We start from the raw sequence: 15,029 nt of genomic DNA, 5'->3' as shown, positions 1-15,029 counted from the left end.
GGGTCGGTTGTCGTCCGCGCCCGGCACGGCGGAAAAGCCGCCGGCAGCCGGGCGCAGACATTTTCGCTACAGGCCGAGGGCTGCCAGATCGTCGACGGTATCCTTGTTGATCTGCACGAGCTGATCAACGATGATGTCGCGCCCCTCGAAATCGGGATCGATGACGCCGAGCCCCTCGATGTCCATTCCGGCCTCGATTTTCTCGCCATTGACAAGCATCGTGCCGAGCGTCACGAACACCTCTCCGGCCTGTTTCGGGTTCCACATGAACCCACCGGAGAGCACGCCGTCATGCACGAGCTTTCTGCCCTGTCCCGGCGAAAAGGGACCAAGCACGACGACTTCGCCAGACTTGCGGCGCTCCTCGACAGCGCGCGCCGCGCCGATCGGCCCCTGGCTGCCGAAGCCCAGAAAGCCGCCGAGATCCGGGTTGGCCCGCATCAGGTCAAGGGCGGTCTTGCGCGAGGCATCAACGTCTTCCGCCACGCCATAGCGGTCGCCGACGAGCTCCATGTCCGGGTAGTTTTCCTGAATATAGGCAATGGCAGCATCAGCCCAGGCATTGTGCAGGGGCACCGTGAGGCCGCCGACGAAGACGGCATATTTGCCTTGCCCGTTCATCATTTCGCCCAGTTGCTTGCCGTAGGCTTCTCCGAAACCGACGGCCGAGGCCAGTTCGAAATCCCAGTCGACATTCTGCTGATCGGGCGATTCATGGGTCAGCACGATGATGCCCTGGTCGCGTGCGCGCTTCAGCACCGGCTCGAGCACCGCCGCGTCATTGGGCACGACGCCGATGACATCGACGCCCTGGGCAATCAGGTCCTCGATCGCGCGGACCTGAAGCGCCGGATCGGCGCTGGTCGGCCCGATCATGAAACCGTTGACGCCGAGCTCCGCGGCCTTCTCTTCAATACCCGCTTCCATGGCGTTGAACCACGGAATGCCGCCGATCTTGGCAACAACGCCGATGGTGGTCTGATCCTGTGCATGGACTGCTGTTCCGGCAAACGCCGTCATCACGGCCGCCGCCCCTGCTAGCAGCGTGCGACGGGTCATGGTCGTAAAGGCCATTGGGCTCTCCTCCTGTTGAAATCTCCACATCCGGTGGCGGCCTCCTACTGCCGCGTTCCACCGAATATGTTTAGCTAAAACCTTTTAGCTTGCACTGTCAACCCGGTTTTGCGATTGTAAATCAGCGTTGGGAACGCTAATCGGAATGACCGAAACCGGATGAAGACATGCCAAAACCGAGGAAAAGACCGACGATTCGCGACCTTGCGGAGGCCGCCGGCACCTCCGTTTCGACGGTCAGTTTTGTCCTCAACGGGACCTGGCAGAAACACCGAACCAACCCGGAAACGGCCGAGCGCGTTCTCGCGCTTGCCGCCAAGCTCGGTTATCAGGCCAATCAGCGCGCGCGCGCCCTGCGGCTCGGTCGCTCTTCCCTTGCCGGCATGATCATTCCGCACCATCGCAACCGCTTTTTCGCCGGGCTGGTCGAGAATTTCGAGAGCGAAGCGCGTGCCCGCGGGCTCGTGCCGATCGTCGTGAGCACGCAACGCAACCCCGAGATCGAGCGTCAGGTTGCCGCCAAGCTTGTGATGCAGGAGGTTGAGCTTCTCGTCGTTGCCGGCGTCGAAAACCCGTCGGACATCAACCGACTTTGCCACAACAAAGGCGTGCGCTGCGTCAATGTCGACCTTCCCGGGCCGGACGCGTTTTCGGTTGTCACCGACAATTTCGGCGGCGCGCGAGACCTCACACGCCGCCTGCTCGAAGGGCTCGAGCCCACGGCCCGCGCTATTTTCCTCGGCGGACGGGAGCATGAATATGCCACCGATCGCCGTATCGAGGGCTTTCTGGCGGGCATGCGCGAAGCCGGCCGGACAGCCGGCGAGGCCGACATCGTCCGTTGCGGCTACAGCCCTGTCGCCGCGCACGACGCGCTTTCAAAGCTGCTCAACGACACAGGCAGTCCGCCGCTCGCCATGCTGGTCAACTCTATCACGGCCTTTGAGGGTTTTGCGACATTCTGGCGCGACCGGCCGGACCTTGCCGGCAATGTGCGCGTGGCCTGCTTCGACTGGGACCCGTTTGCCGCCTGCCTGCCGGTAAAGACCATCATGCTCAGACAGGATGTCGAAAACCTGATCAAGGTCTGCTTTTCCTGCTTCGACGGCGAAGAGGACCGGGCGGGAGAAATCTCGGTCGTCCCGCCGCGCCTGATCATCGACGGTCTCGGCCCCGAATATGAATAGCCGTGTTCGGCAACCAACCGCTTTTTGACTGGGAGAACGCACATGGACAAACAGGTAGAACCGGACCAGCTCGCTGTGGAGCTGGAGAAGATCGCCTCCGGCGACCGACGCCGGATTGTCGCTCTGGCAGGCCCTCCCGGCGCCGGGAAAAGCCATCTGGCAGACGCTCTTTTCTCCCGTCTGAACAACCGGTTGCCGGAAAAGGTTCAGGTCCTGCCGATGGACGGCTTCCACTTTGACGACATGGTGCTGACGGCGCGCGGCGATCTGGCGCGCAAGGGCGCGCCCCACACCTTCGATGCCGGCGGCCTGCTGTCGGCACTCAGACGCATCCGGGCAGATGACGGGGAGGAAGTGGCCGTACCGGTCTTCGACCGGTCGATCGAGATCGCCCGCGCGGGCGCGCGCATCATCGGGCCGGAAGCGCGACTGATCATTGTCGAAGGCAATTATCTGCTCCTGGACGACGAACGCTGGCATCCGGTAACGGCAATGTTCGACAGGACGGCCTTTATCGACGTGCCGGAAACGGTGCTTCGCGACCGGCTGGAAGCCCGCTGGGCGCATCTGCCCCCGGAAGAGCGCATGCGAAAGATGGACGGCAATGACCTCCCGAACATGCGCCTTGTTCTGTCAAAAAGCCGCCCGGCCGACTATCGGGTGGTGAACGGATGACGAACCGGCTGCTATAGCTTCGACGAGACGGGGCCCGGAGCCACGGACAACGTGTCTCGGACGGGTCTTGTTTGCGGTCCCCGGGCACTTCAAGGACGCCGGGTAACAGATGGAGTGCAGCGGGCGCCGCCTTGGCATAAGGGCATTCGCACCAAGGGCTCCGTCGTGATGTCGCTCATCAGCGTGAGAATTCCACTGCCCGGACACAAGCCTGCCCCGGCGGGGCAACACGAATGCGGCCGTTTCCTGACGGTCAGCTTCTTTGCGCGAAGCCGGGATAGCGGCCGCTCGCCAAAGGTGGATCCACGCGCCTCTTTGTCCGGGATAGTCCGATCCCCGGGAGCCGGGCCGGATGGCCTTTTCCGATCTGCCTAATCGGTTGGAGAGCGACACCCGTTGCGGCTATGGTGAGGGTGCGAGATGTTCCTCTTGCCGATCCGGCAGGGCATTTCTCGTGAGGGAGTGGAATGGATAGCTGGCATACCGGCAGTGCGGTTCGGTCGCGTTTCTTCAGATTGCGCGCAGGCGCGGCCTTCGTTTTGCTTTTGCTGACACTGGCCGGGACCGCTGCCGCGTGGAAAGTGGCCACCGATCGTTCTCGCGGCTATGTCCAGCGCCAGGCCGCCGAAACGCTGGCCGTTCAGGCGGAGGTCCTCAACGGCGTGCTGGAAAAATACCGGCTCGTTCCGCCCCTTCTTGCGCGGCAGGATGAAGTCGCGCTGCTGTTTTCAAGCCTCGCCTCCGAGGTTTCCATTCAGAGAAGGGCGCGTTCGCTTGCGGAAGAAATCGCCGGCCTTTCCGGCGCGCGGGATGTGGCCTTCTTTGCCGCCGACGGCAAGCTGCTGGCTGCGGCGCGGGATATCTTCGGGGACGAGCCGGCCGGCCGCGCGGAGCTTTTAAGAGCGGCGAACGAAAACCGGCTCGGCCGCACCACAGCCCTCATCAAGGGCAAAAGCCGCGTTTATGCCTTCGGGGCGGGCGTCCGCCGGAACGGGCAGTTGCGCGGCGTGGTCGCCGTCTATGTCGGGTTCGATGCGGTGGAGCGCACCTGGGCGCTTTCTGCCGATCCGATTTTCGTGGCGGACAGCGACGGCATCGTCTTCCTCTCCAACCGCCAGGACTGGCTGCTGAAACCTGTGTCGGAGATCGATGCCAAGTTCGGCACGGGCGGTCACACCACGCATATCGATATCATGCGTGACCTGCCGCTGATGGGCTGGCAGCTTCATGTCCTGGGCAATCGCAGCCGTATTGTTTCCGCACAGTCCGCGACCATCGGCTTTTCGCTGCTGATCTTTCTGCTTGTGGGCGTGATCGTTTTTTTCGTGATCGGCCGGATCGAGGATCGTATCCTGCTGCGGCGGCGAGAACGGGCCGCGGCCCTGCGTCTCGAACGCGCCGTGCGCGACCGGACGAAGGAGCTCAGCCGGGCAAACCGCAACCTGTCGCACGAAATCGAGGAACGGATCGAGGCAGAACGGGAATTGAAACGCGTTCAGCACGAACTGATCCAGGCCGCCAAGCTCGCCGGCGTCGGCCAGATGGCGGCGGCACTCAGTCACGAGATCAACCAGCCGCTGGCCGCGATCGAGACCTATGCAGGCAATACCCGGAAAGCGCTGGCGCTGGGCAGGCAGGAGCTCGCCGCCGGCAATCTGGACCGCATCACGGCCATGGTCGCCCGCATCTCCGAGCTTTCTGGCACACTGTTGTCGTTTTCGCGCAAGCCCGAGACAAAGCTGCAGCGCGTGGCGGTGCAGGCAGCGCTGCACGAGGCGCTGATCCTGATCCGGCCGAAGGCGGAACGGGCCGGGGTCGCAATCGCTGTCGATCCGGCGCTCGATGGCGTGATGGTGGAGGCTGGGCGGATCCGGCTGTCGCAGGTGTTCGTCAACCTCTTCGGCAATGCAATCGACGCGCTCGAGGGGCGCGCGGACGGGCGCATTGCCGTGGAGCTGAAAAGCGCCGGCGACGAGATCTTTCTGCATGTCCGCGACAACGGCCCTGGCATCGCGCCGGAACTGGCGGGCGAGGTGTTCGAGCCGTTCTTCACCACCCGTACCGGACAGGGGAGCGGCCTGGGACTATCTATCGTCTATAACATCATGCAGGATTTCGGTGGCAGTGTTACGCTTTTGCGGGCCGAGGGCGGCGCGGTCTTCGAATTGCGGCTGAAGGCGGCGAAGACAGACTAGGGAGATTTCGACAGGTCATGGCAATGCAGACGGCAACACCGCTCGTTTATCTGGTCGATGATGATGACGATCTGCGCCACGCGCTGGCGCAGGGGCTGGAGCTCGAGGGCGTCAATGTGGCCGTGCATGACAGTGCCGCACCCGCGCTGGAGCGCATTACCCATGAGGCCTATGCCGTGCTCGTTACCGATATCCGCATGCCGGGCATGGACGGCATGGCGCTCCTGAAATCGGCGCTTTCGATCGATCCAACCTTTCCGGTAATCCTGATCACCGGGCATGGCGACGTGCAGATGGCCGTCGACGCGATGCGCGCCGGCGCTTATGATTTCATCGAGAAGCCATTCCAGGCCTCACGCCTCTACACCGTCATCGACCGCGCGCTTGAGAAGCGGCGCCTTGTGCTTGAAAACCGCACGCTGCGCTCGGAGCTTGACGGTCATGACGCGCTGTCGCTCCGGCTGGTGGGGCGGACGGAGGGGATCGTCAGGCTGCGCGAGCAGATCGCCATGCTTGCCGACACCGATGTCGATGTGCTGGTGCGCGGCGAAACCGGCGCCGGCAAGGAAGTCGTCGCCCGCGCACTGCACGAAACCGGCGCGAGAGCGAAAGGCAATTTCGTTGCGATCAACTGCGCGGCCGTGCCGGCCGATATGATCGAGGCAGAGCTTTTCGGCCATGAGGCGGGCGCTTTCACCGGCGCGAGCAAACAACGGATCGGCAAGCTCGAACATGCCGATGGCGGCACCGTGTTTCTCGATGAGATCGAGTCCATGCCGCTCGACCTTCAGGCCAAGATCCTGCGCGCCATCGAAACCCGGACCGTCGAGCGGCTCGGCTCCAACAAGCAGATCGCGCTCGATATCCGGATCGTCGCGGCGTCGAAATCGGACCTCAAGCTTGAAAGCGATGCCGGGCGTTTCCGGGCCGATCTCTACTATCGGCTGAACGTCGTCACCCTCGATATTCCGTCGCTTAAGGAACGCAGGGACGATATCCCTCTGCTGTTCTTTTTCCTGGCTCGGGATGCGCGGGCGCGGTTTCGCCGGGAGATACCGGAGATTTCACCGCTTCTGCAGGCCGAACTGATGGCGCATGACTGGCCCGGCAATGTCCGCGAACTGAGAAACTATGCCGACCGTTTCGTGCTTGGCCTCTGGCGCGGGTTCGACAATAGCGAACCGAACGAAGCCGCCATCACACCCTCGGCAGGCCTGCCGCTTGCCGACCAGATGCGGGCTTTCGAGCGACAGGTGATCGCCAGCGAGCTTGCTCGCCACGACGGCGCGCTAAAGCCCACCTATGAGGCGCTGCAAATCTCCCGGAAGGGGCTCTATGAGAAGATGAAGCGGCTCAGGATAGACTATGTCGACGATGCCGAGTGATCTTCGCAATGTGTCGTTTCCTACCCATTTGGGCGCCAGACAATGTGTCATTGCCGACACATTTGCGCCGCCATGCTCTTCTCCCGAAAATCTGAAAATCGTTAAGCCACTGTTTCAAAGCCATTATTGACGTTTGGCAAGAACTGGCACGCTGCTTGCTGTTAGAATATCGGCAGCGGCGGAGAGGGACGTCGCGGGAGGATTTCCAGATCAACCCAGTTGGCGCTTGAGATTGCCGCTGCCGTGAAACCAGGTGCTGGCCGCGTTCGACCAATACGATGGCGGCCTGCCGGGGCGAAAGCCCCATCCGACACGATTTGGGTTTAACGGGAGGACGTAAACCATGAAGACATTTCTGACTGCCGCCGTTTCCGCCGTAGCGCTTTTTGCCGCGGCCTCCGCCGTTTCCGCCGCCGATCCGGCCTGCAGCGACGACGAGATGGTGATCAAATTCAGCCATGTGGTCGCCGATCAGGGTCACCCGAAGGGCGATGCCGCGCGCATGCTGGCCGATCGCGTCAATAGCGAGCTCGACGGCGAAGCCTGCATGGAGGTCTTCCCCAACTCGACGCTGTTCGACGACGACAAGGTGCTTGAGGCGCTGCTGCTCGGCGACGTCCAGCTGGCGGCCCCCTCGCTTGCCAAATTCGAAGCCTATACGCTGAAATACCGGCTCTACGACCTGCCCTTCCTGTTCTCCAGCCTCGATGCGGTGGAAAAGTTCACCACCAGCGATGCCGGCAAGGGCATGCTCTCGGCCATGGAAGACAAGGGCTATATGGGGCTTGGCTACTGGTCCTCGGGCCTGAAGCAGTTCTCGGCCAACAAGCCGCTGATCATGCCGAGCGATGCGGCCGGGCTGAAATTCCGGGTGCAGACTTCGGATGTGGCGGTGGCGATGATCAACGCGCTCGATGCCTCCGCCCAGAAGCTCGCCTTCAAGGAAGTTTACGGCGCGCTGCAGACCGGCGTTGTCGACGGGCAGGAAAATACCTGGTCGAACATCTATACCCAGAAATTCTTCGAGGTTCAGGACGGCATCACCGAGACCAACCACCAGCTTCTCGCCTATCTGCTGGTCACCTCGACCGACTGGCTTGACGGTCTCGATCCGGATTTCCGCGACCGCTTCCTCAAGATCGTCGAGGAAGTCACGGCTGCGGCCAACGCTTCGGTCGCGGCGACGGAAGAGGAAAACCGCGCCAACATCATCGCCGCCGGCAGCGAGGTGCGGGTGCTCTCACCCGAGCAGCGCCAGGCTTGGGTGGATGTGATGAAGCCGGTCTGGGCCGAGTTCGAAGGCGACATCGGCGCCGACCTCATCCAGGCGGCGGTCGAATCCAACAACTAGAACAATTCCGGGTGCGCCGGTTCGTCGCCGGGAACAGCTGAAAAGCGCCGAACGGCGGACAGGAGGGCAGTGCGGGCACGACCGCGCTGCCCGCAGTTCACCTGATTCATCGAGAGGGGACCTGCCATGGCCGCCTACTGGCCTTACTTTGCTCTGATTTTGATCCTTGTTCTGCTTTATCTGGCCGAACGGCGCCATCGCGCCCTCGTCACCCGGCTGGAGGAAAACGTGCTGGCGACGCTGCTTGCGGCGATCACCGTGATCTCGTTTGCGCAGGTCGTCATGCGTTACGGCTTCAACAGCGGCTGGGGCGGCGCGCTCGAACTGACGCGCATCCTGTTTGCCTGGATGATCCTGTTCGGCATGAGCTATGGCCTGAAGACCGGCCTGCATCTCGGCGTCGATGCGCTGATCCGCACACTGCCGCACCGGGCCTTCCGTGTTTTCGCGCTTTTCGGGGCGCTTGCCGCGCTTCTTTACGCGGTCATCCTCTTGTCCTCCGACTGGCTGCAGATATTCGGCGCCCATTCCAAGGGCGGCGCTGTGTTCTACTGGCATCGCTTCTTCAAGGCGGGGATCGGGCTCGACGATTTGCACTACCCGATGTTCATGCAGGAGTGGTTCGGCATGCAGGACAGGGTCCAGCGCTGGATCGCCTACATCATCCTGCCCGTGGGACTGGCCCTTCTCGCCTACCGTTCAGTCGAGGCCTTTATCCAGATATGGACCGGCGAGCGCGAACTCGTCATCGCCGGCCATGAGGCTGAAGAGCTGGTGGCCGAAAACAAAGACGTGCTGAAGGATTAGCCCCATGGAAATCGCCATTCTGTTTCTGCTGGTCTTCGGCCTTCTGTTTGCCGGCGCGCCGGTTGCCATTTCGCTCGGCCTGTCATCGGTTCTGTTCATCGCGTTTTTCTCGCGCGATTCCATGTCCTCGGTGGCGCTGCAGCTGTTCACCGCCTCACAGAACTATACGCTTCTGGCCATCCCCTTTTTCGTGCTCGCCTCCGCCTTCATGTCAACCGGCGGGGTAGCGCAGCGGCTGGTGCGGTTTGCAATAGCCAGCGTCGGCCATTTTCGCGGCGGTCTCGCCATGGCCTCGGTGCTGTCGTGCATGCTGTTTGCGGCGCTTTCCGGGTCTTCGCCGGCAACCGTCGTCGCCATCGGCACGATCGCCATCGCCGGCATGCGGCAGGTCGGCTATTCGAAGGAATTTGCCGCTGGCATCATCGCCAACGCCGGCACGCTCGGCATTCTCATCCCGCCATCGATCGTCATGGTGGTTTATGCGGCGGCGACCGATGTGTCCGTCGGGCGCATGTTCCTCGCGGGCATCATTCCGGGCCTGATCGCCGGCTTCATGCTGATGGCGGCGATCTATGTGATGGCGCGGATCAGGAAACTGCCCGCAGAACCCTGGAAGGGCTTTCTGGAGATCGTCGAAGCCGGAAAGGATGCGGGCTGGGGGCTGTTCCTGATCGTCATCATTCTCGGCGGCATCTATGGCGGCGTCTTCACGCCGACGGAAGCGGCCGCCGTCGCCGCCGTCTATGCTTTCCTGGTGTCGATCTACATCTATCGCGACATGGGGCCGCTCAAGGGGATGCGCTGGATCGAGGAAACCGACAGCCGGCGTACGAGAACCGGTTTTTTGGCCTCGGTCTATGGCGTCTCCTTCCTGCTGGTGTTCCTGATCCTCGCCTTCTTCGCCACCGATGGCATAGAGGCCGCATGGGCCAGCCTGACATCAAGGGTCATCGCCGGCGTCGTTCTCGCCATCGGCGTCGTCATTGCCTATACGCTCTGGCGCGGGGAGAATGCGCGGGCGAGCCAGGTGCCGGCCTATCTCTTGGCCGGCGTGCCGATCTGGTATCGCAACCTGAAGGCCAATATCCTCAGGACGCCGTTCTGCCTGTCCCATCCCGATACCCGCCAGACGACAGTAAGCGCCGCCAAGACCACGGTGATGCTGATGTTCATCATCGTCAATGCGCTGCTCTTTGCCCATGTGCTGACGGCGGAACGCATTCCGCAGGCGATCACCTCGGTCATGATCGACGCCGGCTTCAACTGGTTCACCTTCCTGATCGCGGTCAATGTGCTGCTCCTGATCGGCGGCCAGTTCATGGAGCCGTCCGGCCTTCTGCTGATCGTCGCGCCGGTGGTGTTCCCGATCGCAATGGAACTCGGCGTCGACCCCATCCATCTCGGCATCATCATGGTGGTCAACATGGAGATCGGCATGATCACCCCGCCGATCGGGCTCAATCTGTTCGTCACATCGGGGATCACGGGCATGAGTCTGATCAAGGTGGTGAAGGCCGCAGCGCCCTTCGTGGCGGTGCTGTTCGTGTTCCTCATCCTGGTCACCTACGTGCCGTCGATTTCAACGGCACTGCCCTACTGGCTGATGGGGCCGGAAATCGTGACGCGGTAACCTTTTGCGACCAGTCCCCCGGTGGTTCTCTTGTCTTCCGGGGGACTGTTGCAACGCATGGGCACAATGCGATCCTCAGCGTGAAACAAGGCCAAGCGGAAGGCGAAGCAGCGGCGTTGCGTGATCAGATTTCGATCTGCATGCCGAGTTCGACCACCCTTTCAGGCGGCAGTTTGTAGAAAGCCGTTGCCCTGAGTGCGTTGCGGTTCAGCACGGCAAACAGCTTCTCCTGCCAACGGCGCAGGAAGGAGGCGTTCTGAGACGGGATGATCGTTTCATGCCCGACGAAATAGGTGACATGCTCGAGATCGATGCTGTCGTCGGTCTCGCCGAGAAGCCTGAGCGCGACCGGAATATTCGGCGACTGCATGAACCCGTAATGCACATGCACCACCGAGAAATTCTGCCCGAGATCCCTGACTTCAAGCCGCTGGCGGGCGTTCACCTTCGGCACCTCCTCGCTCTCGACATGCAGGAGAATGATCCGCTCGTGCAGCACCGGCAGATGCCAGAACTGATGCAGGAGCGCCGGCGGCACGTGCGGCAGCGATGCCGTCAGGAAAACCGCTGTTCCCGGAACCCGCGGGACATCCTTGTGGCGCAATTCTTCCAGAAACGCATCCAGAAATTGCCCCTTCCGGTTCAGATAGGTGATGAGGCGGCCTCGACCGGCCGCCCAGGTGCGCATGACAATGAAGACCCCTCCCCCGACCGCCAGCGGTAGCCAGCCGCCCTCCATGATCTTCAGGCTGTTGGACACCAGGAAGGTCAGGTCGATCAGGGCAAGACAGATTATGAGCGGCAGGACGAAGCGGGCTTTCCACTTCCACCGGTAAACCATCACGAAGTAGAGCAGAATGGTAGTAATCACCATGGTCGTGCTGACGGCGATGCCATAGGCCGCCGCCAGGTTCTCCGAACTGCGGAAGGCCAGCACCAGCGCCACGGTGGAAATGGCCAGAAACAGATTGATCGAGGGGACATAGATCTGCCCGGTCTCTTCCGCGGATGTCTGGCGGATCTCGACGCGGGGAAACTGCCCGAGCTGCACGGCCTGCCGTGTCAGGGAAAAGGCCCCGGAGATGACGGCCTGGGACGCGATGATGGTCGCGACCGTTGCCAGCAGGACCAGCGGAATGCGCAGAAAGCCGGGCGCCAGGCCATAAAAGGGCTCGCCCGCATGGGCGCTGTCGGACAGCACCAGAGCGCCCTGCCCGAAATAATTGAGGACGAGGCAGGGAAAGACGCAGGCAAACCAGGCAAGCCTGATCGGCGGGCGTCCGAAATGCCCCATATCGGCATAAAGCGCCTCGCAACCGGTGACGGCGAGAAACACCGCGCCCATCACGACAGCCGTCATGCCCGGTCTTGCAAGGCCGAATTCCACCGCATGGACCGGGCTGAGCGCCTTCAGCACAACCGGGTGATGAATGATCTGTGCAAGGCCAAGCAGAGCGATCGTCAGGAACCAGACGAGCATGATCGGCCCGAAAAAGACCGCGACACGGGCCGTACCACGCCATTGGACCGCAAAAAGCCCGAGCAGGATCAAGATGGTGATCGGGACGATATAGCCGGCGATCGTCGGCTCGACCGTCTCGACGCCTTCTATCGCGCTCAACACGGAGATCGCCGGCGTGATCATGCCGTCGCCATAAAGAAGGGCCGCGCCGAACAGGCCGACCACCAGCAAGGCGCCCTTGCCCCTGCGCGAAGCGCCGCGCCAGGGCTGGAGAAGGGCAAGAAGCGCCAGAACCCCGCCCTCCCCGTTATTGTCGGCGCGCATGACCAGCAACAGGTATTTGAGCGAAACGACGATCACCAGCGACCAGACGATCATCGACAGAATGCCGAGCACGGAGGTCTCGTCCGGCGTCGCCTTGCCGAGCGCCGTGCGGAAGGCATAGAGCGGGCTGGTGCCGATATCGCCATAAACGATGCCAAGCGCCGAAACCGACAAAGCTGCCAGCCCTGCCGGCTGCTTTTTTTCGTCCTGCCCGGTCGTCAACGTCCCGCCTCCCGAGAAATACGCGCGACCCAGCCGACGCGATTTTGTGGTGGTTTCAGATTTTCCGCGAATATCCAAGGGCACGCGATGCAAACACGCCGCATGCCGATACCGCCCGGTCTTCGCGCCGGCTGATCATTCCTCGTCTTCCTTGCCTTTGGCGCCGCGCGTTATCGCGCCGCGAAGCCCGCCGCTGACGAGGGCGTTCACATCATTGGCAACCAGCAGCGGATCGATGCCGCCCCAGGTCATGAGATAGCGCGAGCGCCACTCCGGCGCGAACTTGTCCTTGTAGTCGCGCAGGCCCGCGAAATTGTAGAAATGGCCGCCAAGCCGGGAGACGGACCCCGCCACATGATCCCAGATTCTCGGGTGACGAGAGGATTCCAGTCCGGTCAACGGCGCCATTCCCAGCGAGAATTGCCGAAAGCCTTCCTGCCTGAGAGCAAGCATCAGCGCGACAAAAAGGAAATCCATGGTGCCCGACGGCGCGCTGGAGGCGTGGCGCATCAGATCGATGGTCCCGACTTTTCGTGTCGAGGTCTCGAAGATATTGGCGAAGGCGACGATCCGGCTCTCCGTGCGCACCAGCGCCAGCCGGAAGTTCTGAAGATAGTCCTCGTCGAAACGGCCAAGGGAGAACCGCTTTTCCCGCACATGTTTCTCGCCGAGCCATTCGTCCGAGACCGATTTCAGTTCCGCGATCAACGCCGCGGAATGGGGAGGCGCGGCAATCTCCATCCTCAGGCCGTCGCGCGTCGCGCGGTTATAGGCCTGCCGGAGCTTGCGCCGTTCCGGCCCCTCCAGGGCAAAGGTTCCGAGATCCACCACAGCCTCCTCACCGAGCTTGCTCGGTATGAAACCGGCATCGACAAAGGTTGCCAGGTCGTCGGCCGCGATCTGATAGAAGGCCGGCCGGCAATTGGCCCGCTTCGCTTCGGAGACGAAGGCATCGATCAGTTCCGCCGTCGCGTCTTTCTGTCCGACAGGACGCCCGAGGGCCACGAAGCTGCGGCCATGACGGCCATACATCACAAAGGCCTCTTTATCGTCCGAAAACAGAAACAGCTTGTCTCCCGAAAGGGCAAAATTCGCATCGGGATCATCCTGCCTTGAAATCACGGAGCGGACGAGATCGATATCGGTTTCAAAGTCAGACGGCGTTGCCCCTGCCCCGGGTCTCAGCGCCAGAAACAGAAGGGCAATCAGCGACACGGAAACGCTGACGCCGGCCGTGCGCAGGGCCCGCGGCATGTTTGCGTCGAATGCGAACTGCCACCAGCGGGCATGGGAATATTCGGCATCCTGGTGGGCGAACAGGAAAAACAGGACAACGCAAATGGCAAAACCGGCCCAAAGCGCAAGCGATGTCATGGAGTGCTGGCCGGCTGAAAGCGGCGTCCTGCGATCGAAACGATCCCGTGAGACCCAAAGCACTGCCGCCAGAAAGGCAAGCGCGAAAGCCAGATCGAAATCGAGCCGCTGAAGCAGCAGGGAAATGACAGCGAGGCCGAGAATGGCAATCGCCATGTAGAAGGCGCTGCGGGAACGCGCGCGCAAACCATTGGCAAGCACGATGAGAATGCCGCCGGCAACACCCATGATCACGTTGGAAAACTCGAAGAGGCCGACCGGAACCGCCGGCTGCAACTCATCAAGAATGGCCTTCGGGATCGGCACGATGCCATCCAGAATGAGGAAGAGCCCTGCGAGGAAGGTCAGGCCGGCGGCGGCGGTCGGCATCAGGGCGGTCAGGGAAGAAAGCACAGAAAGCGCGCTGAGCGCCTTTCCCGTCGGCTTGGCAAGAGGCGCTATTCTTTCGCGGATCTCCACGCCGACAAGGATGAGGACGCCGGCCAGAAGCGGCAGAAGGTAGTAGATGATCCGGTAGACGAGCAGCGCCGCGGCGATGCCGGCCGCCTGGTCCGACACCGTTGCGAATGCCCCGAGGATGACGGCCTCGAAAACGCCGATGCCGCCCGGAACGTGGCTGAGCACCGCCGCGACGGCAGCCGCCGCAAAAACCGCAACGAAGGTCGGAAATGTCACGACCGCCGATGCGGCGGGCGGCAGCAGAATATAGAGCGTTGCCGCCGCGAAGATGATGTCGAGGAGCGAGAACAGAATCTGAAGCGCCGCATCGCGGGGCGGCGGCATGACAAATCTGAAACGGCCAAACCCGATCGGATGCCGGGCGATCGAACTCCAGGCAACAGCGATCGTCACCACGGCGAAGGCGGCAAGCGCCGCAACCCTGATCGTATCGATAGAAAGCGGAACGAAGTGCTCCATGGCCGCCGGATGCCAGGCGATCGCCGCAAACCCGATCACGGTGACGCCGACGCCGAAGGCCATGGCGCAATAGGTGGAGACCACGGTGATATCGGCTAGGGAGAGGCCAAGACCGCGATAGAACCGATACCGGACGGCGCCTCCGGACAGGACGGCAAGCCCGATCGAATTGCTCAGCGCATAGGCGGTAAAGGAGCCCAGTGACAAGGTTGGCAGGGGAACCCCTTTGCCGACATAGCGTAGCGCCGACCAGTCATAACCGATCAGCGCCGCATATCCGCCGGCGGTGGCCAGCACCGCAACAAGCAATGAATGTGTCGGCGTCAGTTTTATTCGGCTGATGACCTCGGAAATCGTGATCCCGTGCAGTGCCTCATAGACGGCGAATGCGCCGAGGCCGAACAGAATGAACGTGGCCAGCACAG

Annotated in this window: 10 protein-coding genes; 7 read left to right on the top strand and 3 right to left on the bottom strand. The window is 62.2% G+C overall.

What is annotated here, in order from left to right:
* Positions 1-66 precede the first annotated feature (66 nt).
* On the bottom strand, positions 67-1,059 hold the full coding sequence (locus JET14_RS08185; protein WP_200338029.1) for a substrate-binding domain-containing protein: 993 nt from the start codon (positions 1,057-1,059) through the stop codon (positions 67-69).
* A 182-nt stretch (positions 1,060-1,241) separates the two neighbouring features.
* Here JET14_RS08185 and JET14_RS08180 point away from each other — a divergent pair, with 182 nt between their 5' ends.
* The 7 genes from JET14_RS08180 (at position 1,242) to JET14_RS08150 (ending at position 10,304) form a co-directional block, all read left to right on the top strand.
* The gene (locus JET14_RS08180; RefSeq protein WP_200337576.1) at positions 1,242-2,261 is read left to right on the top strand and encodes a LacI family DNA-binding transcriptional regulator; all 1,020 of its coding nucleotides are present in this window, start codon (positions 1,242-1,244) and stop codon (positions 2,259-2,261) included.
* Positions 2,262-2,303: 42 nt separating this feature from the next.
* Positions 2,304-2,936 (top strand): nucleoside/nucleotide kinase family protein, encoded by a 633-nt coding sequence (locus JET14_RS08175; protein ID WP_200337575.1) that lies wholly within the window; start codon positions 2,304-2,306, stop codon positions 2,934-2,936.
* Positions 2,937-3,403: 467 nt separating this feature from the next.
* Positions 3,404-5,131 carry a sensor histidine kinase gene (locus JET14_RS08170; protein ID WP_200337574.1) on the top strand — a complete coding sequence of 576 codons (1,728 nt, stop codon included), beginning with the start codon at positions 3,404-3,406 and terminating at the stop codon, positions 5,129-5,131.
* 17 nt (positions 5,132-5,148) lie between these two features.
* Entirely contained in the window at positions 5,149-6,516 is a 1,368-nt protein-coding gene (locus JET14_RS08165) for a sigma-54-dependent transcriptional regulator (RefSeq protein ID WP_200337573.1), read from the top strand.
* A 343-nt stretch (positions 6,517-6,859) separates the two neighbouring features.
* Positions 6,860-7,867: a DctP family TRAP transporter solute-binding subunit gene (locus tag JET14_RS08160; protein WP_246750564.1), complete on the top strand. Its 1,008-nt coding sequence runs from the start codon at positions 6,860-6,862 to the stop codon at positions 7,865-7,867.
* A gap of 126 nt (positions 7,868-7,993) precedes the next feature.
* Positions 7,994-8,674: a TRAP transporter small permease gene (locus tag JET14_RS08155; protein ID WP_200337572.1), complete on the top strand. Its 681-nt coding sequence runs from the start codon at positions 7,994-7,996 to the stop codon at positions 8,672-8,674.
* Positions 8,675-8,678: 4 nt separating this feature from the next.
* On the top strand, positions 8,679-10,304 hold the full coding sequence (locus tag JET14_RS08150) for a TRAP transporter large permease (RefSeq protein WP_200337571.1): 1,626 nt from the start codon (positions 8,679-8,681) through the stop codon (positions 10,302-10,304).
* A gap of 124 nt (positions 10,305-10,428) precedes the next feature.
* Here the strand turns inward: JET14_RS08150 and JET14_RS08145 are convergent, their stop codons facing one another.
* Entirely contained in the window at positions 10,429-12,312 is a 1,884-nt protein-coding gene (locus JET14_RS08145) for a potassium transporter Kup (RefSeq protein WP_432443071.1), read from the bottom strand.
* A 135-nt stretch (positions 12,313-12,447) separates the two neighbouring features.
* Positions 12,448-15,027: a bifunctional lysylphosphatidylglycerol flippase/synthetase MprF gene (mprF, locus tag JET14_RS08140; RefSeq protein WP_200337570.1), complete on the bottom strand. Its 2,580-nt coding sequence runs from the start codon at positions 15,025-15,027 to the stop codon at positions 12,448-12,450.
* Positions 15,028-15,029: the final 2 nt, after the last annotated feature.

The organism is Martelella lutilitoris (genome assembly GCF_016598595.1).
GTDB classification, from domain to species: Bacteria; Pseudomonadota; Alphaproteobacteria; order Rhizobiales; family Rhizobiaceae; genus Martelella; species Martelella lutilitoris_A.
The sequence above is the reverse complement of the archived record's forward strand: the minus strand, read 5'-3'. Positions and strand labels throughout refer to the sequence as shown.

What these genes read in the sequence shown, in the direction of transcription:
- JET14_RS08185 (WP_200338029.1), bottom strand. Translation starts at nt 1,059, where the DNA reads ATGACCCGTCGCACGCTGCTAGCAGGGGCGGCGGCCGTGATGACGGCG.
- JET14_RS08180 (WP_200337576.1), top strand. Translation starts at nt 1,242, where the DNA reads ATGCCAAAACCGAGGAAAAGACCGACGATTCGCGACCTTGCGGAGGCC.
- JET14_RS08175 (WP_200337575.1), top strand. Translation starts at nt 2,304, where the DNA reads ATGGACAAACAGGTAGAACCGGACCAGCTCGCTGTGGAGCTGGAGAAG.
- JET14_RS08170 (WP_200337574.1), top strand. Translation starts at nt 3,404, where the DNA reads ATGGATAGCTGGCATACCGGCAGTGCGGTTCGGTCGCGTTTCTTCAGA.
- JET14_RS08165 (WP_200337573.1), top strand. Translation starts at nt 5,149, where the DNA reads ATGGCAATGCAGACGGCAACACCGCTCGTTTATCTGGTCGATGATGAT.
- JET14_RS08160 (WP_246750564.1), top strand. Translation starts at nt 6,860, where the DNA reads ATGAAGACATTTCTGACTGCCGCCGTTTCCGCCGTAGCGCTTTTTGCC.
- JET14_RS08155 (WP_200337572.1), top strand. Translation starts at nt 7,994, where the DNA reads ATGGCCGCCTACTGGCCTTACTTTGCTCTGATTTTGATCCTTGTTCTG.
- JET14_RS08150 (WP_200337571.1), top strand. Translation starts at nt 8,679, where the DNA reads ATGGAAATCGCCATTCTGTTTCTGCTGGTCTTCGGCCTTCTGTTTGCC.